Source organism: Marinobacter shengliensis (genome assembly GCF_030297115.1).
Taxonomy (GTDB): domain Bacteria; phylum Pseudomonadota; class Gammaproteobacteria; order Pseudomonadales; family Oleiphilaceae; genus Marinobacter; species Marinobacter shengliensis.
In genome coordinates this window covers 3,963,989-3,989,638 of sequence record NZ_AP028062.1, presented here as the reverse complement: position 1 = coordinate 3,989,638, position 25,650 = coordinate 3,963,989, and the positions used below count along the sequence as shown (strand labels likewise).

At 60.2% G+C, this 25,650-nt stretch carries 22 protein-coding genes; 14 read left to right on the top strand and 8 right to left on the bottom strand.

Annotation, left to right across the window (positions count from 1 at the left end; translation table 11 throughout):
• Positions 1–9: 9 nt before the first annotated feature.
• Positions 10–2,334: an ATP-dependent helicase gene (locus QUE75_RS18305; protein WP_396631673.1), complete on the bottom strand. Its 2,325-nt coding sequence runs from the start codon at positions 2,332–2,334 to the stop codon at positions 10–12.
• A gap of 188 nt (positions 2,335–2,522) precedes the next feature.
• Between QUE75_RS18305 and QUE75_RS18300 the strand changes: the two genes are divergently transcribed.
• The 3 genes from QUE75_RS18300 (at position 2,523) to QUE75_RS18290 (ending at position 5,703) form a co-directional block, all read left to right on the top strand.
• On the top strand, positions 2,523–2,900 hold the full coding sequence (locus QUE75_RS18300; protein WP_286252313.1) for a DUF2237 family protein: 378 nt from the start codon (positions 2,523–2,525) through the stop codon (positions 2,898–2,900).
• Positions 2,901–5,045, top strand: a complete 2,145-nt coding sequence (locus QUE75_RS18295; protein ID WP_286252311.1) for a tRNA(Met) cytidine acetyltransferase TmcA — start codon at positions 2,901–2,903, stop codon at positions 5,043–5,045.
• 70 nt (positions 5,046–5,115) lie between these two features.
• Positions 5,116–5,703, top strand: coding sequence for an ankyrin repeat domain-containing protein (locus tag QUE75_RS18290; protein WP_061330894.1), 588 nt, complete (start codon positions 5,116–5,118; stop codon positions 5,701–5,703).
• 10 nt (positions 5,704–5,713) lie between these two features.
• Here the strand turns inward: QUE75_RS18290 and QUE75_RS18285 are convergent, their stop codons facing one another.
• Positions 5,714–6,817, bottom strand: coding sequence for an enoyl-CoA hydratase/isomerase family protein (locus QUE75_RS18285; protein ID WP_106694027.1), 1,104 nt, complete (start codon positions 6,815–6,817; stop codon positions 5,714–5,716).
• A gap of 225 nt (positions 6,818–7,042) precedes the next feature.
• On the opposite strand from QUE75_RS18285, the gene QUE75_RS18280 reads away from it, so the two are divergent.
• Positions 7,043–7,378, top strand: coding sequence for a c-type cytochrome (locus QUE75_RS18280; RefSeq protein WP_061330892.1), 336 nt, complete (start codon positions 7,043–7,045; stop codon positions 7,376–7,378).
• A 27-nt stretch (positions 7,379–7,405) separates the two neighbouring features.
• Here the strand turns inward: QUE75_RS18280 and ppnN are convergent, their stop codons facing one another.
• The gene (gene ppnN, locus QUE75_RS18275) at positions 7,406–8,788 is read right to left on the bottom strand and encodes a nucleotide 5'-monophosphate nucleosidase PpnN (protein ID WP_072676079.1); all 1,383 of its coding nucleotides are present in this window, start codon (positions 8,786–8,788) and stop codon (positions 7,406–7,408) included.
• Positions 8,789–8,909: 121 nt separating this feature from the next.
• Here ppnN and thiI point away from each other — a divergent pair, with 121 nt between their 5' ends.
• Entirely contained in the window at positions 8,910–10,364 is a 1,455-nt protein-coding gene (thiI, locus tag QUE75_RS18270) for a tRNA uracil 4-sulfurtransferase ThiI (protein WP_106694026.1), read from the top strand.
• Between the two features lies 1 nt (position 10,365).
• On the opposite strand, the gene QUE75_RS18265 is transcribed toward thiI, so the two are convergent.
• The gene (locus QUE75_RS18265) at positions 10,366–11,379 is read right to left on the bottom strand and encodes a histone deacetylase family protein (RefSeq protein ID WP_061330889.1); all 1,014 of its coding nucleotides are present in this window, start codon (positions 11,377–11,379) and stop codon (positions 10,366–10,368) included.
• A gap of 195 nt (positions 11,380–11,574) precedes the next feature.
• On the opposite strand from QUE75_RS18265, the gene QUE75_RS18260 reads away from it, so the two are divergent.
• Both QUE75_RS18260 and uvrD read left to right on the top strand, forming a co-directional pair.
• Positions 11,575–13,023 (top strand): NAD-dependent succinate-semialdehyde dehydrogenase, encoded by a 1,449-nt coding sequence (locus QUE75_RS18260; protein WP_061330888.1) that lies wholly within the window; start codon positions 11,575–11,577, stop codon positions 13,021–13,023.
• 312 nt (positions 13,024–13,335) lie between these two features.
• Positions 13,336–15,501, top strand: a complete 2,166-nt coding sequence (uvrD, locus tag QUE75_RS18255) for a DNA helicase II (protein WP_286252304.1) — start codon at positions 13,336–13,338, stop codon at positions 15,499–15,501.
• 224 nt (positions 15,502–15,725) lie between these two features.
• Here uvrD and QUE75_RS18250 read toward each other — a convergent pair whose 3' ends face one another.
• The 3 genes from QUE75_RS18250 to arsH form a co-directional block, all read right to left on the bottom strand.
• Positions 15,726–16,523, bottom strand: coding sequence for an undecaprenyl-diphosphate phosphatase (locus QUE75_RS18250; protein WP_286252302.1), 798 nt, complete (start codon positions 16,521–16,523; stop codon positions 15,726–15,728).
• 133 nt (positions 16,524–16,656) lie between these two features.
• Positions 16,657–17,721, bottom strand: coding sequence for an ACR3 family arsenite efflux transporter (arsB, locus tag QUE75_RS18245; RefSeq protein ID WP_286252300.1), 1,065 nt, complete (start codon positions 17,719–17,721; stop codon positions 16,657–16,659).
• A gap of 9 nt (positions 17,722–17,730) precedes the next feature.
• Positions 17,731–18,447 carry an arsenical resistance protein ArsH gene (arsH, locus tag QUE75_RS18240; protein WP_286252298.1) on the bottom strand — a complete coding sequence of 239 codons (717 nt, stop codon included), beginning with the start codon at positions 18,445–18,447 and terminating at the stop codon, positions 17,731–17,733.
• A gap of 91 nt (positions 18,448–18,538) precedes the next feature.
• Here arsH and QUE75_RS18235 point away from each other — a divergent pair, with 91 nt between their 5' ends.
• Genes QUE75_RS18235 through arsJ form a run of 3 tightly spaced genes read left to right on the top strand, consistent with a single transcriptional unit; the run spans position 18,539 to position 21,548 of the window.
• On the top strand, positions 18,539–19,303 hold the full coding sequence (locus QUE75_RS18235; RefSeq protein ID WP_106694021.1) for a metalloregulator ArsR/SmtB family transcription factor: 765 nt from the start codon (positions 18,539–18,541) through the stop codon (positions 19,301–19,303).
• A gap of 45 nt (positions 19,304–19,348) precedes the next feature.
• On the top strand, positions 19,349–20,353 hold the full coding sequence (locus QUE75_RS18230; RefSeq protein WP_286252294.1) for an ArsJ-associated glyceraldehyde-3-phosphate dehydrogenase: 1,005 nt from the start codon (positions 19,349–19,351) through the stop codon (positions 20,351–20,353).
• A gap of 1 nt (position 20,354) precedes the next feature.
• Complete coding sequence (arsJ, locus tag QUE75_RS18225) at positions 20,355–21,548, top strand: organoarsenical effux MFS transporter ArsJ (protein ID WP_286255731.1); 1,194 nt, start codon at positions 20,355–20,357, stop codon at positions 21,546–21,548.
• A 7-nt stretch (positions 21,549–21,555) separates the two neighbouring features.
• On the opposite strand, the gene QUE75_RS18220 is transcribed toward arsJ, so the two are convergent.
• Positions 21,556–22,182 carry a porin family protein gene (locus QUE75_RS18220; RefSeq protein ID WP_058091567.1) on the bottom strand — a complete coding sequence of 209 codons (627 nt, stop codon included), beginning with the start codon at positions 22,180–22,182 and terminating at the stop codon, positions 21,556–21,558.
• A gap of 115 nt (positions 22,183–22,297) precedes the next feature.
• On the opposite strand from QUE75_RS18220, the gene QUE75_RS18215 reads away from it, so the two are divergent.
• From QUE75_RS18215 to QUE75_RS18200, 4 genes are all read left to right on the top strand, one after another.
• Entirely contained in the window at positions 22,298–22,969 is a 672-nt protein-coding gene (locus tag QUE75_RS18215) for an SDR family oxidoreductase (protein WP_286252293.1), read from the top strand.
• A gap of 7 nt (positions 22,970–22,976) precedes the next feature.
• The gene (locus QUE75_RS18210) at positions 22,977–23,585 is read left to right on the top strand and encodes an ABC transporter ATP-binding protein (protein WP_286252292.1); all 609 of its coding nucleotides are present in this window, start codon (positions 22,977–22,979) and stop codon (positions 23,583–23,585) included.
• Positions 23,572–24,369, top strand: coding sequence for an ABC transporter permease (locus QUE75_RS18205; RefSeq protein WP_286252291.1), 798 nt, complete (start codon positions 23,572–23,574; stop codon positions 24,367–24,369). Before QUE75_RS18210 ends, QUE75_RS18205 begins: the two co-directional genes overlap by 14 nt.
• Positions 24,370–24,446: 77 nt before the next feature.
• On the top strand, positions 24,447–25,622 hold the full coding sequence (locus tag QUE75_RS18200) for an MFS transporter (protein ID WP_286252290.1): 1,176 nt from the start codon (positions 24,447–24,449) through the stop codon (positions 25,620–25,622).
• Positions 25,623–25,650: the final 28 nt, after the last annotated feature.

Below are 25,650 nucleotides of genomic sequence, written 5' to 3'. Positions count from 1 at the left end.
AGCGTCGTTTTAATCTGATGTCGCCGTGAAATACAGATGAGCGCTCTTCTTGCTGAAGTTCAGGGTATCGCCATTGGCAAAACGCACTTCAAACGAACTTTCATCCTCTGACGTCACGTCGCCAGCGCCAAAGATGGCGTGGACAACACGCGTATGGTGCCAAACTGGTTCCGTGGTATCAGCCTGAGGCGCAGTCTGGCCTTCAATGACAATTCCCTCCCGGTCTGCATAACGCAGGCTGACCGGTGTCAGCGGGACGCTCAGGCTCAGTGACCCTGTTCCTGTCGGATAGTTCCCCTCCAGTGCGGCACCCAGTTCCCTGGACAGCTCAAAGCACAACTCGGCCACAAACCGGCTGGGACCCTGGTCGCCCTCAAGGTGGGGTTGTTGACTGGCTGGCCGGGTGATCAGATGCAGGGCCTGTCGGGTTCGTGTCATGGCCACGTAGAGCAGGCGCCGTTCGCTTTCCAACAGTGCCCTGGCATCGTCCTGGGGCCTTGGGCTGTAGGGCAGGTATTTCTCCTGCAGGCCAGGAATAATCACCACTGGCCACTCAAGCCCCTTGGTGCGATGGATGGTGGACAGCAGCACCCCGTGATCTTGCTTCTCTCCAGCTTGCTGCTTCAATGCCTTGAGATGATCCAGCGCGCCCTCAGCAGTCAAATCCAGGCCCTTCAGGTAATCCCGGAAGCCCTGTACCGTATCAATGCGCTCCTCGGCACTGTCGTGGGTCAGCGCCAGGCTGCGAATGCCCTCGTAGAGCTCCATGTGCTCCGCATACACACTGATCAGCCCGGCCACCGGCCCCTTGTATCGCTCAAGCTGCGCCAGCACCTCCCCCAGCTTGCGAAGTTTGCGGCCCGCCATCGGGGCAAGCGCGTCAAAATCCATCGCAAGCAGCCGCTCATGCCAGGCCCCGTCAAACGCCGCCAGGAACTGTGCCAGGTTCTCCAGTTCAGGCTCTTTCAGGCCCACATGGGGAAACCGGAGCAGCAGCCGCGCCAGATCCAACCGGTCGGTATCCGGCAGCAACTTCAGCCGGCCGGTGACCACCATCAGCAGGGCAGTTATCGCCTGCACCTCGCGACTGAACAGCGCCCCCTTGCCGGCGTCAATCCGATAAGGCACCTGCCGGGCCAGTAACTTCAGCTCAATCGGTACACTCTGACTCCACACCCGGAACAGAATCGCCGTCTGGCTGTTCTGCTCCGGCGCCTGCTGCTGCAGAATACGCAGCACCTGATCACCGTCATTCTCCGCCCGATGCAGGTCCACGGTGGTCGCCGGCGTGGACGGATGCGAATGACACATCACATCCTTACGCCCGGTGTTGTGACAGATCAGATGATTGGCCAGCAGCGCCACCTGATGCCCGTACCGGAAGGTGTAGCTTAGCGTCTGCTCCAGCGGGCTCTCAAACTCATCACTGAACCGGCGCAAAATAAACTCCGGCTTCGCCCCGCGAAACTCATAAATGGTCTGGTCCGGATCCCCCACCACCGTCACCCGCGCCCGGTCACCGGCCACGTAGCGCAACAATAGATGCTGAATCTCATTGGTATCCTGGTACTCATCCACCAGGATCAGATCCATCTTGTTGCCGACCAAGCGCTGCAACGGCGGGTTCTGATGAATCGCCATCACCGGCTCATACAACATATCCGCATAACTGATCCGCCCCTGGCCCTTGCGCCACTGCTCGAAACTGTGGAACAAATCGATCAGATACCGGTGCTTATCGGAATACCCCAACTCCTCAAACACCACCTCCGCCGGCGACAACCCGGTCTTCACCAGATCAATAAACCCGGTGGCCGTCTCCACAAACTCCTTCTTGTTGCGCCGAATCTCATCCGCCAGATCCTCCGGCGCCAGCCGCCGGGTCAACAACCACGCCTGAAACGCGATCTCCTGCTCGGTCAGAATCTTCTCCGAAAACCCGGGCAGATACCCCTCCCGGACAAACCGCTTGTACAGCCGCAGCCCCATGGCGTGATACGTCCGAATCTCCGGCAACGCCAGCCCGGACCGATCACACACCTCCTGCAGCTTCCGCTCAAAATCCACTCGGGCACTGCGATTGAACATCAACACCAGCATCCGGTCCGGATCATGGCCCTGCTCCAGCAAAAACCGAATCCGCCAGGCCAGCGTCGACGTCTTGCCACTGCCCGCCACGGCAGTGATCACCGCATGCTCATAGCCGGCCGTAATAATCGCCCGCTGCTCATCGGTGAGAAACTCGGGCAGGTGAGAGGTATCCGGGATTTGGGGTTTGGTAGGCATGCGGGCTATTGTACTGGCCAACTGGTAGCGGGAATAGCGCTCCCCCATAATCTAAAAGATTGGATTATGGGGAATATTACTCACCTGTTGAATGCAAGGGGTTGGGTAAGCCTTTCGAAACTGTGCGGAGCCATGGATGGCGGAGCCCAAGCGCCCCAGGGATGGGCCGAAGGAGCGTGTTTTGAAAGGCTTACCCAACACCTTGCCAACTCCGAAACCTGAAGAGATGGGGAAAGATGAAAACTGAGCAATCGCTAAACGTACTGGGCGAAAAACTGGAAACCTGCGGTAACACCCCGAAAACCGGCTTCTACCGTGACGGCTGCTGCAACACCGGCCCCGATGACCTGGGCAACCACACCGTCTGCGCCATCGTCACCGCCGACTTCCTCGACTACTCCAAAGCCCAGGGCAACGACCTCTCCACCCCCAGACCCGAATTCGGCTTCCCCGGCCTCAAACCGGGCGACAGCTGGTGCCTCTGCGCCGGCCGCTGGCAACAAGCCTTCGAAGCCAACAGTGCCCCGCGGGTCAAACTGCGCGCCACCCACCAAAGAGCCCTTGAAGCTTGCGAACTTGCTGACCTAAAAGCCCATGCCGCGGATCTCAGCTGAATGACTGACGCAAGCCGGGAGCATCCGACCGCAGACTGGCAAAGCCTGCAAGCCAGGCTCAGAACCATCGGCCACCGCCGCCTGATTCTGGTAGAGGGCTCGCAGGAAAACACCTGCACCTGGATGCACCTGCAACTGTCCCGGATGAATACCAGCCACAGCTTGTGGGTTGGCCGGGCCGAACACGCCGAAGCCGTGGGCCTGCCACACCTTCAGGCCAACCATTACCAGCAATGGCTGGGCCGGGAAACCAGCCTGCTGGTTTGGGACGGCTGGCAAGGCAATCCGCCAGATGCCTTTGCGGCACTGGCAGGCACGCTGCAGGCCGGAGGGTTACTGTTCTGGCTGGTGCCGCCCCTGGATCGGTGGCGTCACTATGCCGATCCGGATTATGTCCGCACCGGCCTTGATCAAGCCGAAGAGCATCCATTTGCCGCCAGGCTGGCGATGGTGATCGGTGGCGATGCCTCCATCATCCGGGTACAGGCAGACGACTCAGGCTTGGCTAACTGGCCGGAATTGCCGGCACATACTGCCGGTTTCACCCCGCAAACCACCGATGAACAGCAACAACTGCTGCAACACCTGGTGCGGTTCGGCCAGGGCCGCCGCCGACGACCCCTGGTGATCACCGCCGACCGGGGCCGTGGCAAGTCTGCCGCCATGGGCATCGCTGCGGCCCGTCTGCTCCTGGCCGGTCGCGAGCAGGTGCTGGTGACGGCACCTTCCCGGGATAACGTGGATACCCTGTTCAGGCACGCAGTGCTCGAACTTGGCGAAGAACTGGCTGAGCAATCGGAATCGGAAATTGTGAGCCGTACAGGCCACCGCCTGAGCTACATGCCAGTGCCAGAGCTGCTTGCCGCCCGCCCGGCCGCCGAAGTGGTTCTGGTGGACGAAGCGGCCGGCCTGCCGGCGCACTGGTTACGCGACATACTGTTGGGCTGGCCGAGGGTGGCTTTTGCCACCACGGTTCATGGCTATGAAGGCACCGGGCGTGGTTTTGCTATCCGGTTTCGCGAGATTCTCGACCGGGAAACGCCCCACTGGCGCGGAATCCCGTTACACCAGCCGGTACGCTGGGCTGGTGATGATCCTTTGGAACAGCTGGTGTTCAGCCTGTTTCTGCTGGCCGCCGAGGGTGCGGTAGAACCCGTGCCGGAGGTCGCTGACGTTGATATTCAGCCCTGGGTACCGGCTGACGCCAGCGAGCAGGAGCTGTCACAGGCTTTCGGTCTGCTGGTCGATGCTCACTACCGGACAACGCCGGCAGACTTGCGGCAATGGCTGGATGACCCCGGCGCGCAATCCTGGCGCGCAGTGTACCGGGGACAAACGGTGGGTGTGCTTTGGGGTACTGTGGAAGGTGGCATTGAAGCAGGGTTGGCCGAGCAGGTAGCGCAGGGCCGTCGCCGGTTGCGGGGCCACCTGCTGGCACAATCCCTGGCCAGCCATGGTGGCTTTCCGGAAGCGGCCAGCCTGAAAACCCTGAGAGTGGTCCGCATTGCAGTTGTGGAACAGGCCCGCCATCTGGGGATAGGTCGCCAACTGGTGGATGCTGCCGCCGCGGCTTGCCGCGGGCAGGGCCTGGACGCGATCGGTACCAGCTTTGGTGGCAACGACCCGTTGGTCAGATTCTGGCAGGCTTGTGATTTTCGGGTGGTTCGTCTGGGTTTGCGCCAGGAAGCGAGCACCGGCGAGTTTCCGGTGCAGATGATGCGCGGCCTGTCCGATGCCGGAGCCAGTCTGGAAACGCAACTGAGAACCCGGTTTGCCCGCCACTGGCAAGTGTTGGTTCCTCGCCACTGGTCCCAGCTTGAGCCGGTACTGATGGGCACCCTGGGCGCAGACTTGCCGCCAGACACCGGCCCGGATAACAACGACCGGCGTGACCTGAACAGTTTTGCCCATGGTTATCGCGGGTTCGAGCTGAGCTTGCCGATGCTGCAAGCGGTAAGCGCCGCCCCGGGAGTGATGGCCTGGCTTTGCCAGCAACCGGACTTTCCGTTGTGGTGCCGGGCGGTGCTTCAGGGTTGGTCGTGGGCAGCACTGCAGGCTGCGTTACTGTGCAGCGGTCAGCGGGATGGTGAGCAGCGGCTCCGGGGGTTGGCCTGTCAACTTCTGCAAAACGGGCCCGAGTTGTGAACGGTTCGATTTAATTCTTGCCATCGGCTGCTCAGAATAGCTGCAAAAATCACACAAGAGATTGCTCATTATGGCCAGGGAAGCAGGCAAGGTTGTTCTTCTATTCGTCACCGTCACATTAGCGTTGCTGTCTGGCTGCGCGTCAACGGGCGCCGGAAAAGGTGCAGCCGACAATCCCGGAGATCCGGGCCAGCTAATGGCAGCGGTCAAGGCCGATGAAGACCGGGCAGTGCTCAACCTGCTGTCGCAGGGAGTCAGTCCGAATGTTCAGGCTGATGCCGGGGAAAGCCCGCTGATGGTGGCCTCAACTAACGGTAATCGCCGGATTGTGCGCCTGCTTCTGGCGGCGGGTGCAGATGTGAATGCCCGGGATGCCCGTGGTTATACTGCCGTTATTCACGCGGCGGAAAACGGCCACCTGGCGGTGGTCAGGGCCTTGCTGGCGGCCGGAGCCAATGTGAATGTCAGTCAGGACGGGCAATCCCTGTTGATGAAAGTGGTGGAAAGCGGCGACTTGCTGACCGCCGAAATGCTGCTGGCGGCTGGGGCCGATGTCCACTTCCGGAGCGCCGATGGTCGCACCGCCCTGGACCTGGCCCGGGCCAGTAACAACCAGGACCTGGAAATGTTGCTGGTCCAGGCGGGCGCTGCGCGGTAGCCGGGCCGGGTTAGTCCAGGCCCATCGGGTCGTCGGTATCATCCCACACCGGCTGAAAGTGCCGCTCGATAACGTCCTCAGGCACATCCGCTACCGACGGGTAGGACCACACCGGCGACCGGTCTTTATCGACCAGCAGCGCGCGAATGCCTTCCACCAGATCGGGGCGGCGCGTGCACTCCTGTGCCATGGCCAGCTCCATTCGGAAGATGTCCTTCAGCGACATCTGCTGACCTTTTTGCAGTTGGTGCCAAACCAGCCAGGCAGTGACCGGTGAACCCTGCCGGAGGGTTTGCTGACAGGCTTGCCACCAGGGGTCTTCATTGCGGGCAGACAGCAGTTGGTCCACCACGGCTGGCAGCTCATCGCCAGCACTCAGGCGCGCAATGGTCTGTTCGTGCTGCTCCAGGTGGCCGGCCGCCAGACTGCGATAGTCCAGCGCTTCAATCTGACTGAGCAGGCGGAACAGACGGTTGTCGTCTGCCGCCGCTTCACCTGTCCAGCGTTCGTCCTGTAGCCGAGAGAGCAGGGCGCTAGCCTGCTCAGGCTCGATAACCAGGTCGGCCAGGCCCACCCGAAGTGCGTCGCTGACGTTGAGCCGCGCTCCGGTCAGGCCCATGAACAGGCCCAGGCGCCCTGGCAGGCGGTTAAGGAACCAGCTGGCACCGACATCCGGAAACAGACCGATGCTGATCTCGGGCATGGCCAGGGTGACATCCGGGGTTACCAGGCGGTAGCGGCAGGCCGATAACAGGCCCAGCCCACCCCCCATGACAATGCCGTGTGCCAGGCCGATGACCGGTTTTGGAAAACGGTGAACGCTGAAGTCCAGGCGGTATTCACGAGTAAAGAAGCGGGCCGGGGCCTCGGCGTCGCCTTGGCCTTTCAGGGCATCGTAGAGAGTACGGATGTTACCGCCGGCGCAGAATGCGCGGTCACCAGCCCCCCGTAGTACCACCAGGCAGATCCGATCGTCCTCGGCCCAGGCATCCAGGGCCTCCTGAGCCTGAATGATCATCTCTTCGGTCAATGCATTCAGGGTATCGGGTGAATTCAGTGTCAGCAGGCCAATATGGCCTTCCCGGCAAGGGAGTTCCTGAACCTCTACAGGCATGAAGTGTCTCTCCGGCAATCACATTGTTCCGTTACAGGTCGCAGTTAGCGGTTTGTTCGTACTGTCCTTTACCCGGTCCGAGAGTAAAAGAGGACCATGGTCGCACGAATGTCCTTGATCTATCACATTTGAGGCAGGGGCCGCCTGTGCTATAAGTGAAACCTGAATTACTGTCCGGCATCATCGCCGGTGAGTGAACGTTAAAACGATGAGAGGGTGAACACAATGAATCTGAAGCACTTCGCAGTTGCTGGTCTGTTTGCGCTGGGCGCAGCCGCTCCGTTTGCGGCTGTTGCGGGCGATGCCGCTGCTGGCAAAGCCAAAGCTGCAGTCTGCGCCGCCTGCCACGGGCAAAACGGTATCTCCCAGATCCCGATGTACCCGAACCTGGCCGGTCAGAAAGAACAGTATTTGGTTGCTTCCATGAAGGCTTACAAGAACGGCCAGCGCCAGGGTGGTCAGGCTCCGGTGATGCAGGGTCAGGCTACTGGCCTGAGCGATGAAGACATCGCCAACCTGGCAGCCTACTACGCCAGCCTGCCGGCTGACGGCGGCAAGTAAGACTTTCTGCTCTGAAAGTGGTGCGGCTCAGGCCGCACCACTGACAATCCGGTAGCAGGGCCGATAGGCCGACGTGCCGGGCAGTTTCATCCGGTTCTGCTCCACAAACTGCTCCAGCATGGCCTCCAGGGGCCGGATTAGCGTCGGATCACCGGCGATCTCAAACGGACCCTTCTCCTGGATCTGCCGGATACCACTCTCTTTGACGTTCCCCGCCACAATGCCGCTGAAGGCCTTGCGCAGATTCGCTGCCAGCAGATGCACCGGCTGGTCTCGGTGCAGCTCCAGTGCCCGCATGTTGTCGTGATTCGGTTCAAACGGTAACTGAAACACCGGGTCGATCTTCAGCATCCAGTTGAAATAATAGGCATCCTGCATCGCGCGCCGGAAGGTTTCCACGTCTTTCATGCCCTGCTTCATGGTTTGTGCCACTCGGCCAGGGTCATCAATGATGATCTCGTATTTGTTGGCCGCCTCGTCGCCCAGGGCATTGCGGATGAACTTGTCGATCATCTCGAAGTATTCGGCATTCTCCTTGCGCCCGGTGAAGACGACCGGGAAGGGCAGGTCGGCGTTGTCCGGGTGTAGCAGGATGCCCAGCAGGTACAGAATTTCTTCCGCAGTACCTACGCCACCCGGGAACACGATCACGCCGTGGCCGCAGCGGACAAAGGCCTCCAGGCGTTTTTCAATGTCTGGCATGATCACCAGCTCATTCACAATCGGGTTTGGGGCTTCGGCACCGATAATGCCTGGTTCGGTAATGCCGATGTAGCGGCCGTTCTTCACCCGTTGCTTGGCGTGGCCGATGGTGGCCCCCTTCATCGGCCCCTTCATGGCTCCCGGCCCGCAGCCGGTGCAGATGCTGAGCCCGCGCAGGCCGAGTTGATGGCCTACGTCTTTGCTGTACTGGTACTCATCGTGGCTGATGGAGTGGCCACCCCAGCACACTACCAGATCTGGCTGGCGACCGGCCTCCAGCACCCGGGCGTTGCGCAGGATATGGAACACCAGGTTGGTGATGTCTTCCGGGTTGTCCCGGCGGAAACCCGCGACGGTGTTGGGAATGGAATGGCTATATACGATGTCCCGCAACACTGAAAACAGGTGCTCACGGATTGCCCGCAGCATTTCGCCATCCACGAAAGCGTGGCCGGGCGCGTTGATCAATTCCAGCTTCAGGCCGCGGGGCTGGGGCACCAGGCGAACATCGAAATCGGCATGGGCCTCCATCAATTCCTTACAGTCGTCGGTTTCAACGCCGGTGTTGAGCACGGCCAGGGCGCACTGGCGGAACAGACGGTACAAACCACCCTCGCTCTTGTCCTTGAGCCGGTTGACCTCGTGGTTGGAGAGGATTTCGAGGCTGCCCTCCGGGGAAACCAGGGCATTCATGGTGGATTCGGTCATCGTTGATGGAGCTCCTGATGGTTTCGGCAATGACGGATTTTGAGCCACTCTGGCAAAAGGGTACACTAAGGCCTTTCTGCTTATTACGCTACCCGACGTTATTCCGATCAAAGACTTTTTTATGAAACTGCTTATTCGTCCCGCCCCGGAAGTGGCCATCAAGAGTAAACCCGTTCGCCAGCAGCAAATGCGCCAGTTGCGGCAGAATATTCGTAAGTTGCTGTCCCGGCTGGACCCTGAGATTCGGGTGGACGGCAGTTGGGACCGGGTGGATGTGGAGGTTCCCGATGACCGCAGCCTGGAGGGCCCGGTGATCGATGAGCTGACCCGTATACCGGGTATTTCGACCATCCAGGAAATCGGCGTCTTTCCCTTTGTCGACATGGACGACGTCGGCGAAAAGGCGGTGCAGGCCTACGCAGACCGCCTTGCGGGCAAAACCTTCGCCGTGCGGGCCCGGCGCCATGGCAGTCATTCGTTCCGGTCCATTGATCTTGAACGCTCAGTGGGTGCCGCATTGCTCCAGGCTTCGAACGCCCGGGGAGTTGACCTGAAGAATCCGGACCTGGAAGTGCGGATTGAGCTCAATGAGGAACAGTTCCATATCGCCCATCGCCGCCATGAGGGCCTTGGGGGCTATCCTCTGGGTACCGTGGAAACGGTGATGACCTTGGTGTCTGGCGGTTATGACTCCTCTGTTGCTGCCTACCTGATGATGCGCCGAGGTATCCGCAGCCACTTCCTGTTCTTCAATCTGGGCGGCACCGCCCATGAGGTGGGTGTGCGCCAGGTGGTGCATTACCTTTGGCAGCGGTATGGGGCCTCCCATGGCGTGAAGTTTATTTCGGTACCCTTTGAAGGTGTGGTGGCCGAGATCATGCAGTCAGTGAATCACCGGCATTGGGGTGTGGTACTTAAGCGCCAGATGCTCAAAGCCGCGGCGGAAATTGCCCGGGATTATACGGCTACCGGCCTGGTGATGGGCGATGCCGTCGCCCAGGTGTCCAGCCAGACCCTGACCAACCTGAACGTGGTTGACCGGGCCAGTGACGAAGTGGTGTTGCGCCCGCTGATTGCCATGGACAAGCAGGAAATCATCCGCATTGCCAAAGAAATTGGCACCGAGCCCTTCGCCCGGACCATGCCGGAGTACTGCGGGGTTATTTCCAGCAAGCCGGTGACCCGCGCCAAGCTGCACCGGGTTGAGGAAGAAGAAGCCAACATGAACCCGGAGGTGCTGGCGCAGGCCATTGCCAATCAGCAGGGCACCATGGTGAGCCAGTTGCTGGATACCATCACCACACCGGAAGAAGTGGAGCTGGTGCAGACCCCTGCGGTGGAAGACGTGATCATCGATGTGCGGCACCCGTCGGAGGAAGAACGTTCACCGCTGACACTGACCAACAATGAAATCCTGAAAATTCCGTTCTACGAACTCAACCAGCAGATGTCTGATCTGCCGGCCAACCGCCAGTACCTGCTGTACTGCGACCGGGGCACCATGAGCCGGATGCACGCCGGTCACCTGAAGGCGGAAGGGCATGGCAATGTGAAGGTTTACACGCCTGCGGCCTGAGTCAGCCCGCCAACCCCTTGAAAAACTGCTGGACATTCTCGCTGAGGGTGTCCAGGTCATACCCGCCTTCCTGCACCACCAGCGTCGGCAGGCCCAGCTGGCGGATGTGGGTGCTTAATCTGCAGAAGCCCTCGGATGTTACCGAGACCTTGGCCTGCGGGTCGTTTTTGTAGATATCAAAGCCCAGGGTCAGGATCAGTGCATCCGGCTGGTACAGCCGGATTGCGGCCAGGGCCTCCTCAACCTTGGCAAAGAAATCGTCCTCGCTGGCGCCATGGGGCATCGGCATATTGATGTTGTAGCCGTAACCTTCGCCCTCGCCCCGTTCATCCTCAAAACCACTGACCACCGGATAGAAGTTGGTGGGGTCGCCGTGAATGGAGATGTACAGCACGTCGCTGCGGTCGTAGAAAATCTCCTGTATGCCCTGGCCATGGTGCATATCGGTATCCAGGATGACAGTGCGCGGAAACCGGCTTTTCATATGCTCGGCGGCAATGGCCGCATTGTTCAGATAACAGAAGCCCCCGGCCGCGTCTTTGCGGGCATGGTGGCCTGGTGGGCGACACACCGCATAGGAGGTGCGTTCACCTGCAATCAGGGCATCCGCCGCGCCCAGGGCGGTCTGGGCCGACCAATAGGCCGCTTTCCAGGTGTTTTCGCCAATCGGGCAACTGCCATCTGCCAGATAACATGCCGCCTCAGCCAGTATGCCGCGCATGGCATTGGGCGAGCGCACGAAGATATTGGACATCACCTCATCGCCCCAGTCCTCGTTTTCCATCCATCGACGATGGGCAGACTCCAGGAAACGAAGGTAGCCCAGGTCGTGCACCTTTGATATCGGCGCCGCGCCCTGATCGGCCGGCTGAAGAACCGGAATCCCCATCGCCTTCAAGCCTTCCAGCATCTGGCTGGTGCGGTCGGGAACCTCCTGAGGCTGACGCATCTGGCCACGGGTGAAATACGTTTTGGGAATATGCAGATCCTGCGCCGGATGAAAAAATGCCTTCATTGAACCGCCTCCTCGGGAGTCTGGAAATACTCTTCCGAGTATAGGCAGTGACACTGAGGGGTCAACGAAACGCCGGCCGCGTTTTTTACACGCTGCCTTTACAGGCCGGCGATCAGCATCCACTATGAAAGACGTTCCAATACACCCGCGCCCCGTCGCACCCGGGCGCACCCAGGTTATTGAAGAGGAGCCGAAATGATCGAGTCACCACTGCTGAAAAACCTGACAGGCTACATCGGTGGGCGCTGGACCGACAGTGCCGGCGGCAACACCTTTGATGTGTTCAATCCAGCCACCGGCGAAGTGGTTGCCAAAGTGCCGTCCATGTCAGAGCAGGATGTGCTGGATGCCGTCGAGGCAGGCAAGTCTGCGCTCCGGCTCACCAACCCCTGGCCCATCGAGACCCGGCGCAAGTGGCTGGAAGACATTCGCGATGGTTTGAAAGAACATCGCGAGGAAATTGGCCGAATCCTGTGCATGGAGCACGGTAAGCCGTTGAAGGAAGCCCAGGGCGAGGTGGACTACGCTGCGGGTTTCTTCGATTACTGCGCCAAACACGTCAACGCCCTGGATGCCCATACCATCCCTGAGAAGCCCAAGGATTGCACCTGGACCGTTCATTACCGGCCTGTTGGTGTGACCGGCCTGATCGTGCCCTGGAATTTTCCCATTGGCATGATTGCCAAAAAGCTCTCGGCTGCCCTGGCGGCCGGCTGCCCGTCTGTGATCAAGCCGGCCAGTGAAACGCCGCTGACGATGGTGGCCTTCTTCAGCGTGATGGACAAGCTCGGGTTGCCGGATGGCATGGTCAATCTGGTCATGGGCAAGGCCAGCATGATCGGCAAGGTGCTGTGCGAGCACAAAGATGTGCCGATGCTCAGCTTTACCGGTTCCACCGAAGTGGGCCGCCGGTTGATTCTCGATACGGCGGAGCAGGTGAAAAAACTGGCGCTGGAGCTGGGCGGTAATGCACCGTTTATCGTCTTTGACGACGCCGACCTGGATGCCGCTGCTGACAACCTGATCGCCAACAAATTCCGTGGTGGCGGCCAGACCTGCGTGTGCGCCAACCGGATTTTCGTGCATGAAAAGGTCGCAGAAGCTTTTGGCCAGAAGCTGGCTGAGCGGGTTAACAAGATGACCGTTGGCGATGGCATGAAAGACGGGGTCGACATTGGCCCGCTGGTTAACCAGGCCGGTTTCGACAAGGTCAAACGCCACCTCGAAGATGCCCTGGAGAAAGGCGGCAAGCTGGTGGCAGGCAAGCAACCGGCGGAGTTGGGCAAGGGTCTGTTTTTCCCGCCCACCGTGGTCATGGGCGTCAATCGGGACATGTGTTGTTATCAGGAAGAAACCTTCGGCCCATTGGTGCCCATGGCGCTGTTCCGTACTGAGGAAGAAGTCATCGATGCCGGTAATGACACCGAGTTCGGCCTGGCGTCCTACGTGTTCACCGCCGATGCCGAGCGTGCCCAGCGGGTCGCCGCTGGCCTGCGCTTTGGCCACGTTGGCTGGAACACTGGAACCGGCCCCACGCCGGAAGCGCCTTTTGGTGGTATGAAAGCCTCCGGTATTGGCCGTGAAGGGGGGCTGGAGGGCCTGTTTGAGTTTGTGGAAGCGCAGACGGTGCCCAGGGGGTTCTGAGTAAAAGCCCTCAGCCCCTTGGCTATTGGAGGTGTCGCACGGGGGAGGTTCCCCTTCAGGACACGCTACGAGCACATCCATGTGCGCTTGACTGTGGCCATCCATGGCCACAGACAGTCCTGAAGGGGAACCTCCCCCGCGCTCTTTCTGACTGTGGGTGACGGCTTATCAAATCATAAGCCTGAAATAACGTAGTTTGGCGCCCATCGCGTAATCCAGCCAACTAGCGGAACATACCCCCGCCCGACAAACCTACTTTTCTCCTGTTATACTCTCAGCCCTGTTTATTTAACCAGTAAAAAGCCAGGTGCTATGGACGTATCCCACATTATCGACCCCCTGAACGACGCCCAGCGCGAGGCCGTTACCGCCCAGAACGATCACCTGCTGGTGCTGGCCGGCGCGGGCAGTGGTAAAACCCGTGTACTGGTGCACCGGATTGCCTGGCTGATGACGGTAGACCGGGTGCCGCCCACCGGTATCCTGGCGGTGACCTTTACCAACAAGGCCGCCAAGGAGATGCGCTACCGCATCGAAGAGATGATGAATATTCCGTCTCGGGGATTGTGGTTCGGCACCTTTCACGGCATTGCCCACCGCCTGTTGCGTTCCCACTGGAAAGACGCCGGCCTGCCGGAGAATTTTCAGGTGCTGGACAGCGACGACCAGCTGCGCATGATCAAGCGAGTGATGCGGGAGTTCCAGATTGATGAAAGCCAGTGGCCGCCCAAGCAGGCCCAGTGGTTCATCAACAGCCAGAAAGACGAAGGCCTGCGCGCGGATCACATCCAGGAAAACCCGGGCGACCATTTCGCCAGCATCATGCTGAAGATCTACCGCCAGTATGAAAAGCTCTGCCAGCAGGGCGGCCTGGTGGATTTTGGCGAGCTGCTGCTGCGCTCCCACGAACTCTGGTTGCATCGGCCGGAATTGCTGAAGCATTACCAGCAGCGTTTCCAGCACATTCTGGTGGACGAGTTCCAGGACACCAACACCATTCAATACGCCTGGTTGCAGGTGCTGGCCAGCAATCGCGTTCCGCTGACCGTCGTGGGTGATGATGACCAGTCCATCTACGGTTGGCGTGGCGCCAAGATCGAGAACATCCAGCAGTACCAGCGGGACTTTCCCAATGCCCGGCTGGTCAGACTGGAGCAGAACTACCGATCCACCCAGATGATCCTGAAGGCCGCCAACTCGGTGATTGCCAACAACCAGGGCCGTTTGGGCAAGGAATTGTGGACCGACGGCCCGGATGGCGAGCCCATCAGCCTGTACGCCGCGTTCAACGAGCAGGATGAAGCCAACTACATCGCCGATTCCATCAATGCCTGGGTTAACGACGGCAATCTGCGCAGCGAATCCGCCATCCTGTATCGCTCCAATGCGCAATCCCGTGTGTTGGAAGAGGCGTTGATGCGCCAGGGCATTCCTTACCGGGTATACGGCGGCCTGCGCTTCTATGATCGCCAGGAAATCCGCAACGCCCTGGCGTACTTGCGCCTGGTGCAGTACCACCGGGACGACGCCGCCTTTGAACGGGTAGTAAACATTCCCACTCGGGGCATCGGTGCCAAGAGCCTGGCGGAATTGCGGGAATACGCCACCGAGCAAGGCATTTCCCTGTGGGAATCCGCCGAGCGACTACTGGCGGCGGGCCAGGTAAAAGGTCGGGCGAAAACCGGGTTGCAGTCGTTTATGGAGATTATCAACGGCTTGTCTGAAATGGTCGGTGAGGCGTCATTGCAGGGCCTGATGAAACAGGCCATCGAAGCCAGTGGCCTGAAGGACTACCACGCCAGCGAAAAAGGTGAGAAGGGCCAGGCGAGGGTAGAGAACCTGGAAGAACTGGTGAACGCGCTGTCGGATTTCGAGGTGGAAGACGGTGTCGATCCGCTGGCGGAGTTCATTGCCCAGGCAGCACTGGATGCCGGTGAAGCCCAGGCCGATGCCCATGAAGACAGCGTGCAGTTGATGACTCTGCACTCGGCCAAGGGCCTGGAATTCCCGCTGGTGTTCCTGGCGGGTGTGGAGGAAGGTTTGTTCCCTCACAGCATGTCGCTGGAAGAGCCGGGGCGCATGGAAGAGGAGCGTCGGCTGGCCTATGTGGGCATTACCCGGGCGATGAAAAAGCTGGTGCTTACTTACGCGGAATCCCGCCGTTTGTACGGGCAGGAAAAGTTCCATGCGCTGTCGCGGTTTGTTCGGGAGATTCCGGCGGATTGTCTGCAGGAAGTGCGGTTGCGCAATACGGTGACGCGCCCGGCGATGGTGGGGCGCCCCAATGAAAGCATGTTCAGCCAGGATTCGGCCCAGCAGTCCGGTTTCAGCCTCGGCCAGCGCGTTCGTCATCCGAAGTTTGGTGAGGGCATCGTGATGAACTCCGAGGGGACGGGGCACCACACCCGCGTGCAGGTGAACTTTGATGAAGGGGCCAAGTGGCTGGTGTTGGCTTATGCTCCGTTGGAAGCCTTCTAGTTGAGGTTTGGTCCGGGTTGGGGGTGCATTCCGCAACAGGCTAACGGGTTGATTTCAATCAGTCGTTTTGAGGCCCGCAAAGAGTTTGGCGCACAGGGCTGGTAAGGCTTTCCAAAACTGTGCGGAGCCAGGGATGGCGGAGCCCAAGCGTCACATGGATGTGCCGAAGGAGCGTGTTTTGGAAAGCCTTACCAGCTCTGTGCGAGCACCAAAATCAAGAAGGCCTACATCAAGACGGCATAGATCACAGCCGCCAATGCGATGCGGTAGAGAACGTAGGGCCACATGCCCACCATGTTCAGCCACTTCAGGAAGAAATGGATGGCGGTAATCGCCATGATAAAGGCCGTTACACCACCGACCAGAAACCCGGTCCAGTCCACGGTAATATCAGACGTCGCAGCCTCCAGAAGCTTCACCGCCGAAGCCAGTGCCGTAATCGGAATCGCCAGCAGAAAGGAAAACCGGGACGCCGTCTGCCGGCTCATGCCCAGCAGCAGACCGGCGGTGATGGTGGCGCCGGAGCGGGAGGTGCCGGGAATCAGGGCCAGGGCCTGTGCGCAGCCTACCAGCAGGGCATCCTTCCAGGTCAGCGAATCCAGGGTCCGGCCTTTGTTCGGGCGCCAGTCGGCCCAGCCCAGGAGCAGACCAAAGATCAGCGTGGTGAAGAAAATCACTTCCACCGCCCGCAGCTCGTTGTCGATCATGTCCAGCAAGGCCAGCCCCGCCAGGCCAGCGGGGATGGTGCCGATCACCAGGAACCAGGCCATATTGCCCTGGCCAATCATCTGGCGTTTACTCAGGGATAACAGCCCATCCCGGGTGATGGCGAACACGTCTTTGCGGAAGTACAGCACGACCGCCAACAGGGTGCCTACGTGCACGGCCAGGTCAAAGCCGACGCCCTGGTCAGTCCATTCGAAAAAGGCCGGGATCAGTATCAGGTGGCCGGAGCTGGAGATGGGGAGAAACTCTGTCAGCCCCTGAAGAATGCCGAGAAAAAACGCCTGAAAGAAATCCATGTTGTCCTGTCCGTTTGCTGGGAGAGGCCCCTCCCGGTTTGCCAGCGAGCGATAGTATCAGGCGCGGGCGGGGCTGAACAGGCAGTTGAGATTACCCGCAGGACAGGCGTCGCGCGGGCAGGTTTCCGTTCGCTCAGACAGGAAAGTGGCCTCGGGTCTTGTTGGCAATGCGCACCAGCATGAGCATCAGCGGTACTTCCACCAGCACACCAACCACCGTGGCCAGCGCTGCGCCGGACTGCAAGCCGAACAGCGCTATGGCGGCGGCCACCGCCAGTTCAAAGAAGTTGCTGGCACCGATCATGGCGCCGGGTGCAGCAATACAGTGGCGTACCTTCCACAATTTTGCCCAGCCGTAGGCAATAAAGAAGATCAGCACGGTCTGGATGATCAGCGGCACGGCAATCAGGGCAATGTGCAGCGGGTTTTCCAGAATAACCTCGCCCTGGAACGCGAACAGCAGTACCAGTGTGACGATCAGGGCCGCCGGCGTCACCGGGCCGAGGCGTTTCATGAACACCTCGTCGTACCAGCGCTGGCCGTGGCGTGCGATCAGGGTTCGGCGGGTCAGGTAGCCGGCGGTGAGCGGAATCACGATGTACAACACGACTGAGAGAATGACCGTATCCCAGGGCACCTGGATGTCAGAAATACCCAGCAGGAACACGACAATCGGCGCAAAGGCAAACAGCATGATGATGTCGTTCAAAGACACCTGCACCAGGGTGTAGGCGGCGTCACCACGGGTCAGGTAACTCCAGACAAACACCATGGCAGTGCACGGAGCAGCACCCAGCAGGATAGCGCCGGCCAGGTATTCGCTCGCCAGCTCGGGCGCAATGAAGGGCTCGAACACCACCATCAGGAAGAACCAGGCGATGGCAAACATGGTGAACGGCTTGATCAGCCAGTTTACCGTAGTGGTGATGGCCAGCCCCTTGGGCTCTTTGCGCACCCCGACAATGGCGCTGAAATCAATCTGGGCCATCATTGGGAAGATCATTGCCCAGATCAGGATAGCGATGGGGATGGATACCTGTGCGTATTCAAACCGGGACAGGGTTTCCGGCACGGAGGGCGCCAGTTGGCCCAGGGCTACGCCGACAACAATCGCCAGGGCTACCCAGACAGACAGGTAGCGCTCGAAAACACCCATGTCGCTGGATGAGGCTTCCGCGGCCAGTTCGTTACTGCTCATTGCACTTCCTTAAATGGAACGTTGGTTCACGCGCTTGGACAATTGTTCTGCACTTTCCCTGCGCTCGGAATAACGATCGGTCATGTAATCGCTGCGGTCCCGCACCAGCAGGGTGAACTTTACCAGCTCTTCCATGACATCCACGATGCGGTCGTAGTAGGACGACGGTTTCATTCGATCATGGTCATCGAATTCCATGAATGCTTTGGGCACCGAGGACTGATTCGGAATGGTCAGCATCCGCATCCACCGGCCCAGCACCCGTAATTGGTTTACCGCGTTGAACGACTGGGAGCCGCCGCACACCTGCATCACCGCCAGGGTTTTGCCCTGGGTAGGGCGCACAGCGCCCAGGGACAGGGGAATCCAGTCGACCTGGGTTTTCATGATGCCAGTCATGGCGCCGTGCCGCTCCGGAGAGCACCACACCATGCCTTCACTCCACTGCACCAGTTCCCGCAGTTCCTGAACCTTGGGGTGTGAGGCGTCTTCAGCGTCGGCCAGGGGAAGACCGCGCGGGTTGAAGATGCGGGTTTCCGCGCCCATGGCTTCCAGCAACCGGGCGGCCTCCTCCACCGTCAGGCGGCTGAACGAGCGTTCCCGCAGGGAGCCGTATAGCAGCAGGATTCGGGCTGGGTGGTCTGATGGAGTTGCCGAGAATACCCTGCCGGTTGTCGGTGTCTCGAACAGGTCGGCGTCAACGTTGGGGAGGTTTTGGAGTTTCATGATTCCGTTTTCGTCCTTTACGACATCATCTTGTCACACTATTATGCATAAAATTAGATATTCGTAAAAACGTATATTTGGGGATGTGGATATGAAGCGCCGAGTTCTGTTTATTTGTACCGCAAACAGTGCCCGTTCCATCATGGCAGAGGCCTTGCTGCGGCACATGGCTGGAGACCAGTTTGAAGTGGCCAGCGCCGGCACCCAGCCCACAGAGCCGCATCCGCTGGCGCTGCAGGTATTGTCCGAGGCCGGTATTGCCACCGAAGGGCTGTTTAGCAAACAGCTGGCTGAGCTGAAGGGCCAGTACTGGGACTACGTGATCACCCTGTGTGAAAAAGCTGCCCGGGAATGCACCGCCGCGTGCCAGGGTGCCCAGCAGATTGCCTGGGACTTTCCGGACCCGGCAGAGACCAATCGCCACGCCACCTTTGCCCTGACGTTGAAAGAACTGAAGGAGCGCCTTGGCCTGTTTACCCTGGTGCACCAGAAAGAAACCGGCCTGAAACCCGCCGACTACAGCCCGGTTGCGATCTTCAAGGCCATGGCCGACGACCTGCGCCTGGCCGCGCTGTTACTGATCAAGGATCAGGAAAAACTGTGCGTATGTGAGCTGACCGAAGCCTTCGAGGTGTCGCAACCAAAAGTCAGCCGCCACCTGGCGAGCCTGCGGGATGCCGGGCTTCTGGAAACCGAGCGTCGTGGCCAATGGGTCTATTATTACCTTAACCCCCGGCTACCGGCCTGGGTGGCGAGGGTTCTGGATGAGACCGCTCTGAGTAACGGGGCGTTGATCGAGCGCCCCCTGGCGCAATTGCAGGCCATGGCGGATCGCCCGGTTGTACAGTGCCCCTGATCACTTAATAAGTTTACGGATTGCGAAGGTCGCAAGGAGATCACGATGAGCAAGATCAAAGTAGGTATCAACGGATTTGGACGCATTGGCCGGCTGGCGCTGCGGGCTGCCTGGGGCTGGCCGGAACTGGAGTTCGTTGCCATCAATGACCCGGGAGCAGACGCGGCAAGCCTCGCGCACCTGCTGAATTTCGACAGTGTCCACGGCCGCTGGAGCCATGAAGCCAGTGCCGATGGCGACGAGATGGTGATTGAAGGACAGCGCCTGCGCGTTACCCGAAACCGGGCCATTTCGGACACCGACTGGTCGGGCTGTGATCTGGTGATTGAAGCCAGCGGCGTGAACAAGAAAGTCGAGGTTTTGCAGGCCTACCTGGACCAGGGGGTGAAGCGGGTGGTCGTCACCGCGCCGGTAAAGGAAGCGGGCGCCAAGAACATTGTGATGGGGGTGAACGAACACATCTTCGACCCGGCCACCGATCGGATTATCACCGCGGCCTCTTGCACCACCAACTGCCTGGCCCCGGTGGTCAAAGTGATCCATGAGAAACTGGGCATCAAGCACGGTTCCATCACCACCATTCACAGCCTGACCAACACCCAGACCATCATCGATGCGCCCCACAAGGATCTGCGCCGGGCCCGGGCCTGTGGCAGTTCACTGATTCCCACCAGTACCGGTTCCGCCACCGCGATTATCGAGATCTTTCCGGAGCTCAAGGGCCGGCTGGACGGCCACGCGGTGCGGATTCCGCTCACCAACGCATCACTGACCGACTGTGTTTTCGAAGTGGAAAAGCCCACAGACGTGGAGACGGTTAACAGGCTGCTGAAAGAAGCCGCCGAGGGCGAGCTGAAAGACATCCTGGGCTATGAAGAGCGTCCATTGGTGTCCATCGATTACAAAACCGATCCCCGTTCATCCATCGTTGATGCGCTGTCCACGTTGGTTATCAACGGCACCCAGGTAAAGATCTACGCCTGGTACGACAACGAGTGGGGTTATGCCAACCGTACCGCCGAGCTGGCGCGCAAGGTGGGCCTGGCCTGATATGAATGCCGCCATTCGCCAGTACCTGGTCATCACCGGCAACTACTGGGCCTTCACCCTCACGGATGGAGCCCTGCGGATGCTGGTGGTACTGCATTTCCACCAGCTGGGTTACTCACCCCTGGAAATTGCCCTGCTGTTCATCTTCTACGAGTTCTTCGGGGTGGTAACCAACCTGGTGGGCGGTTATCTGGGGGCCCGTATGGGCCTGAACCGCACCATGAACATCGGGCTGTTCCTGCAGATTGTGGCCCTGGCCATGCTGGCGGTGCCGGCGGCCATGCTGACCGTGCCCTGGGTGATGGCGGCACAGGCGTTGTCCGGCATTGCCAAAGACCTGAACAAAATGTCCGCCAAGAGTGGCATCAAGTTGCTGGTGCCGGATGAGCAACAGGGCACCCTGTACAAGTGGGTGGCCATTCTCACCGGCTCCAAGAACACCCTTAAAGGGGTAGGTTTCTTCCTGGGTGGCGTGCTGCTAATGGCGGCCGGCTTTACAGGTGCCGTGGTGATCATGGCGGTGGCTCTGGGGCTGGTATGGCTGGCCAGCCTGTTCCTGCTTAAACAGGAGCTGGGCAAGAGCAAGGCCAAGCCCAAGTTCACCGATATTCTGTCCAAGAGCCGGGCGATTAACGTGCTGTCTGCCGCACGAATGTTCCTGTTCGGCGCCCGGGATGTGTGGTTTGTGGTGGCGTTGCCGGTGTACCTGCACACCGTATTTGGCTGGGACCACTGGAAAGTGGGCGGCTTTATGGCCAGCTGGATCATCGGCTATGGCTTTATCCAGACCATAGCCCCCAGGATTACCGGCAATATGGAAGGCAAGAAACCGGCGGTACTCTGGGCGGCGTTTCTGGCGCTTATTCCGGCAGCTATTGCCGGTGGCCTGATGGCGGGCTGGTCGCCACAGGTGGTCATTGTCGGGGGCCTGTTGCTGTTCGGCGTGCTGTTTGCCATCAACTCCTCCCTGCACAGTTACCTGATCGTCAGCTACGCCCGGGGCGATGGCGTCTCACTGGATGTGGGGTTCTATTACATGTCCAACGCTGCCGGCCGGTTGTTGGGTACCATCCTGTCCGGTTGGGTGTATCAGGCGTATGGGTTGGAGGCCTGTTTGTGGATTTCGGCGGGGCTGGTTGCTATGGCGGCTTCGCTATCAATGCTGCTGCCTGAGCGGCGACAGGTGATGGCCTGAGTGGGTGCTAAAAGCGCACCACCAGCCCAGCACTGGCTTCTACCTGAAGGTATCCGCTGCTGCGGAACTTGAGCTCACATCCCCCGGAGCAGAACACCGAGCCACCGGAATCCAGGGCGGTGTAGACACCCCGCAGGTCCAGTCGCAGGCGCAATTGTTCACTCAGGAAAAACTGGTAGCCGCCGCCGAGCGACAGGGCGGCTCGGTGGTGGGTGTCGTAACTGGAATCGTCCGGCTCTAGCCGGGTAACGCCCAGCACGCCGGAGACAAACCCGCCATAGGTTTTACCGCCCGGAAAGTAGAGCCCGCCAAACTGCAGCTGGTAGATGGTCAGGTCGATGGACCGGGTGCCCGGTGCGAATAACCCGTTGTCCAGCCTGGCCGAGGTGCTTTGTCGGCCAAAGTAGAGCTCGCCCTGTTTGCCGGCTTCCGGCAGGTCAAAGTTGACCACCAGCCCATGGCTGACGGAATCGCGAAAGCGGATCTGGTCATCGGTGCTGGCGCCGGCCGTCTCGATATCCACCGAGCCACCCATGCGATAACCGGCAAACGGTGACAAACCGATGTCTGCCGCTGCCGGTGATGAGGCCAGCGCCAGGGTGAGTGTGACAGCGGTGAGGGTTCGAATGTTCATGGGCGCCGATACTCTGCGGTGGGTTACTGGCAAGATGGTGTGCAATGGTGTAACCATTACAGATTCGGCAGACCCTGCCAATAGGGCTGAACAAACCGTGTAAAAGGGAGGTGTTATGTCTGAACCCCAAGTGGTTGTGATTACCGGTGCCAACCGTGGCATTGGCCTGGAACTGGCCCGGCATTACGCGCGGGAGGGCTGTGAGGTGATCGGCGTATGCCGGCAGTCCTCGGACGACCTGGCTACGGTTGCGAATCAGGTGATTGACGGGGTGGATGTCACCACCGATGCCGGTATTGACGCACTCAAAACCGGCCTTGCTGACAAGTCCATCAGCCTGCTGATCAACAACGCCGGGCTGTTGCAGGATGAACAGCTGGGCAGTATCGATTTCGATTCCATCCGCACTCAGATGGAAATCAACGCCTACGCACCCCTGCGGGTCACCGAAGCCCTGGTGCCGCAAATCCGTGAAGGCGGCAAGATCGCCAACATCACCAGCCGCATGGGTTCCATTGCCGACAACGACTCCGGCGGCCGCTACGGCTATCGTGCCTCCAAGGCGGCCCTCAACGCTTTTGGCAAATCACTGGCCGTGGACCTGAAACCGCGGGGCATTGCGGTGGCTCAGTTACATCCCGGTTATGTGAAGACCCGAATGGTGAATTTTGGTGGTTTGATCACTCCGGAAGAGTCCGCCAAAGGGCTGGCCGAGCGCATTGCCAACCTGAACCTGGAGAACTCCGGTTCGTTCTGGCACAGCAACGGTGAGGAACTGCCCTGGTGAGCCGGTTTTGACGGGCCTGTTGCTGGATCAGGTCAGCGTTGGTGCCCTTACCGGGGTGTCACTGGCGGTACCCGCTGGCCGGGTAGTCTGTGTGTCCGGGCCATCCGGCAGTGGTAAAAGTCGGTTATTGCGGGCAGCGGCAGACCTGGAACCCCACGGTGGAGAGATTTCCCTGAATGGCACCAGCCAGGGCGCGGTGCCGGCCCATCAGTGGCGACGCCAGGTGGTGATGGTGCCGGCGGACAGTCAGTGGTGGTTTGACGAGGTGAGTGCCCACTTTCCCGAAGGGGCTGGCGAACGGCTGCCTGCCGCTTTGGGGTTCCCTGCGGACGTGATGGCCTGGTCGGTCAGCCGGCTGTCATCCGGTGAACGGCAGCGGCTGGCATTGTGGCGGGCATTGGCCCTTGAGCCACAGGCGCTGTTGCTGGATGAGCCGACGGCGAATCTTGATGGCGACAGCACCCTCAACATTGAAAACTGGCTGCTGGACGAGATTCAGCGCCAGCAGATTGCAACTTTATGGGTAGCCCACGACCCGGCCCAGATTCGCCGCGTGGCGGATGCCCACTATCGGATTCGCGGAACGGCACTGGAGCCCGAACATGGAAGTGATTGATCTGGCCTGGTGGAAGCTGGGGCTGGCGGCGCTGCTCATCCTGGCGTTGGCATTAACCAGTCATATGGCCCGGATGGGTGTGTCCCGCAGTCTGTTGATTGCCACTGTCCGCACGGTTATCCAGCTGGCCCTGATCGGGCTGGTACTGGAAGCGCTCTTTGCCTCTTCGGCGTTCTACTGGATTGCCTTGCTGGCGCTGATCATGCTGTTGGTGGCTGGCCGGGAGGTGGTGGCGCGCCAGGGCCGGCGCCTGCGTGGCTGGTGGGCGTTTGGCATCGGTACCGGGGCCATGTTTGTGTCCTCTTTTACGGTGACGGTGCTTGCGCTGACGGTGGTGATAGGCCCCGACCCCTGGTATGCGCCCCAGTACGCCATTCCGTTGCTGGGAATGATGCTGGGCAACACCATGACCGGTGTCAGCCTGGCCCTGGATCGCCTGAATGACTCGGTGTGGCGCCAGCGGGCAGTGATCGAGAACCGGCTAATGTTGGGCCAGACCTGGCAGCAGGCGTTGGAGGATATCCGCCGGGACGCCATGCGCAGTGGCATGATGCCGTCCATCAACGCCATGGCTGCTGCCGGGATTGTCAGCCTGCCGGGCATGATGACCGGTCAGATTCTGGCGGGCAGCCCACCGGCGGTGGCGGTGAAATACCAGATTCTGGTGATGCTGATCATTACCGCCGGCACCGGTTTTGGAGCCGTCATGGCGGTGGGCTGGGGTGGTCGCCGGCTGTTCGATGAGCGGGAGCGGCTGCGGCTGGATCGTTTGATAGAACCCTGACCGGGCACCAAAGTAGCATGGGTACTCGAGCGGTTTTGGGGCTAGGCTTGGGCTTCACCCGCAATAAAGACAACAAGATGATCGGACTACTGCAACGTTATCCCCTGCCAGTGATTGTATTGGCACAACTGTTTGGCACGTCCCTCTGGTTCAGTATCAATGGGGTCTGGTTATCCCTGGCTGGTGAGCTGGGGCTGGCGGAATCGGATCTGGGGCGGCTTACCCTGTCGGTTCAGGCCGGATTTATTGTCGGTACGCTGACCCTGGCGGTTACCGGGCTGGCCGACCGTTTTGGCGCCAGTCGGATTTTTCTGGTCTCCAGCGTCCTGGGCGCCCTGGCCAATGCCGGTTTTGTCCTGGTTGCGGGGGTGTTTCCGGTGGATAGCCTGTTGCGGTTAGCCACTGGCCTGTGCCTGGCTGGTATCTACCCTCTGGGCATGAAGTTGGTCATTGCCTGGACGCCCAAGCACGCAGGCGCCGCTTTGGCGTGGTTGGTGGGCATGCTCACGCTGGGGACTGCGCTGCCTCATTTAATGCGGGGTGCAACCCTGGGCCTGCCGTGGGAGTGGCCGTTGCTGGCGGCGTCGGTTCTGGCGCTGGCGGGTGGATTGCTGGTGTTCCTGCTCGGTGATGGCCCGCACCTGCCCAAAGCCAATGGCGGGCTGCCCATCACTCAGGGCCTGGCAGCCCTGCGAATTCCCCGGTTCCGGGCGGTGGCCGGCGGTTACTTTGGCCACATGTGGGAGCTCTATGCGTTCTGGACCCTAGTGCCGTTACTGATTGCCCGGGAACTAAACCGACTGGGGCAGGGTGAGGCGCTGGTGCCCTGGCTATCGTTCGTGGTGATCGGTATCGGCGCGGCCGGTTGCATTGGCGGTGGCCGGCTTAGTCGGACCCGGGGTAGTGAGTGGGTGGCGCGGCGGGCGCTGATGGTCTCCGGGGCGCTGTGCCTGCTGTACCCCTGGTTGCACGGCCTGTCGCCAATACTGCTGATCGCTTTACTGATGATCTGGGGCATTGCCGTGGTGGCGGATTCGCCCCAGTTCTCGGCTCTGGCGGCGGCTACCGCACCGAAAGAAACGGTCGGTTCCTCACTGGCGGTGATGAATGCCGTCGGGTTTGGTCTGACGCTGCCCGCTATCTGGATCACCAGCGGGCTCTGGAGCCCCTGGGGGGTGTGGGTGGCGCTGCTGTTGCTGCCGGGGCCGGTATTCGGATTGCTATCGCTGGGCCGAGGCAAGGCGCCAGCCTGATACAATAGCCCGATTCAGCCGCCCCATC

What these genes read in the sequence shown, in the direction of transcription:
- QUE75_RS18305 (WP_396631673.1), bottom strand. Translation starts at nt 2,334, where the DNA reads ATGGGGGAGCGCTATTCCCGCTACCAGTTGGCCAGTACAATAGCCCGC.
- QUE75_RS18300 (WP_286252313.1), top strand. Translation starts at nt 2,523, where the DNA reads ATGAAAACTGAGCAATCGCTAAACGTACTGGGCGAAAAACTGGAAACC.
- QUE75_RS18295 (WP_286252311.1), top strand. Translation starts at nt 2,901, where the DNA reads ATGACTGACGCAAGCCGGGAGCATCCGACCGCAGACTGGCAAAGCCTG.
- QUE75_RS18290 (WP_061330894.1), top strand. Translation starts at nt 5,116, where the DNA reads ATGGCCAGGGAAGCAGGCAAGGTTGTTCTTCTATTCGTCACCGTCACA.
- QUE75_RS18285 (WP_106694027.1), bottom strand. Translation starts at nt 6,817, where the DNA reads ATGCCTGTAGAGGTTCAGGAACTCCCTTGCCGGGAAGGCCATATTGGC.
- QUE75_RS18280 (WP_061330892.1), top strand. Translation starts at nt 7,043, where the DNA reads ATGAATCTGAAGCACTTCGCAGTTGCTGGTCTGTTTGCGCTGGGCGCA.
- ppnN (WP_072676079.1), bottom strand. Translation starts at nt 8,788, where the DNA reads ATGACCGAATCCACCATGAATGCCCTGGTTTCCCCGGAGGGCAGCCTC.
- thiI (WP_106694026.1), top strand. Translation starts at nt 8,910, where the DNA reads ATGAAACTGCTTATTCGTCCCGCCCCGGAAGTGGCCATCAAGAGTAAA.
- QUE75_RS18265 (WP_061330889.1), bottom strand. Translation starts at nt 11,379, where the DNA reads ATGAAGGCATTTTTTCATCCGGCGCAGGATCTGCATATTCCCAAAACG.
- QUE75_RS18260 (WP_061330888.1), top strand. Translation starts at nt 11,575, where the DNA reads ATGATCGAGTCACCACTGCTGAAAAACCTGACAGGCTACATCGGTGGG.
- uvrD (WP_286252304.1), top strand. Translation starts at nt 13,336, where the DNA reads ATGGACGTATCCCACATTATCGACCCCCTGAACGACGCCCAGCGCGAG.
- QUE75_RS18250 (WP_286252302.1), bottom strand. Translation starts at nt 16,523, where the DNA reads ATGGATTTCTTTCAGGCGTTTTTTCTCGGCATTCTTCAGGGGCTGACA.
- arsB (WP_286252300.1), bottom strand. Translation starts at nt 17,721, where the DNA reads ATGAGCAGTAACGAACTGGCCGCGGAAGCCTCATCCAGCGACATGGGT.
- arsH (WP_286252298.1), bottom strand. Translation starts at nt 18,447, where the DNA reads ATGAAACTCCAAAACCTCCCCAACGTTGACGCCGACCTGTTCGAGACA.
- QUE75_RS18235 (WP_106694021.1), top strand. Translation starts at nt 18,539, where the DNA reads ATGAAGCGCCGAGTTCTGTTTATTTGTACCGCAAACAGTGCCCGTTCC.
- QUE75_RS18230 (WP_286252294.1), top strand. Translation starts at nt 19,349, where the DNA reads ATGAGCAAGATCAAAGTAGGTATCAACGGATTTGGACGCATTGGCCGG.
- arsJ (WP_286255731.1), top strand. Translation starts at nt 20,355, where the DNA reads ATGAATGCCGCCATTCGCCAGTACCTGGTCATCACCGGCAACTACTGG.
- QUE75_RS18220 (WP_058091567.1), bottom strand. Translation starts at nt 22,182, where the DNA reads ATGAACATTCGAACCCTCACCGCTGTCACACTCACCCTGGCGCTGGCC.
- QUE75_RS18215 (WP_286252293.1), top strand. Translation starts at nt 22,298, where the DNA reads ATGTCTGAACCCCAAGTGGTTGTGATTACCGGTGCCAACCGTGGCATT.
- QUE75_RS18205 (WP_286252291.1), top strand. Translation starts at nt 23,572, where the DNA reads ATGGAAGTGATTGATCTGGCCTGGTGGAAGCTGGGGCTGGCGGCGCTG.
- QUE75_RS18200 (WP_286252290.1), top strand. Translation starts at nt 24,447, where the DNA reads ATGATCGGACTACTGCAACGTTATCCCCTGCCAGTGATTGTATTGGCA.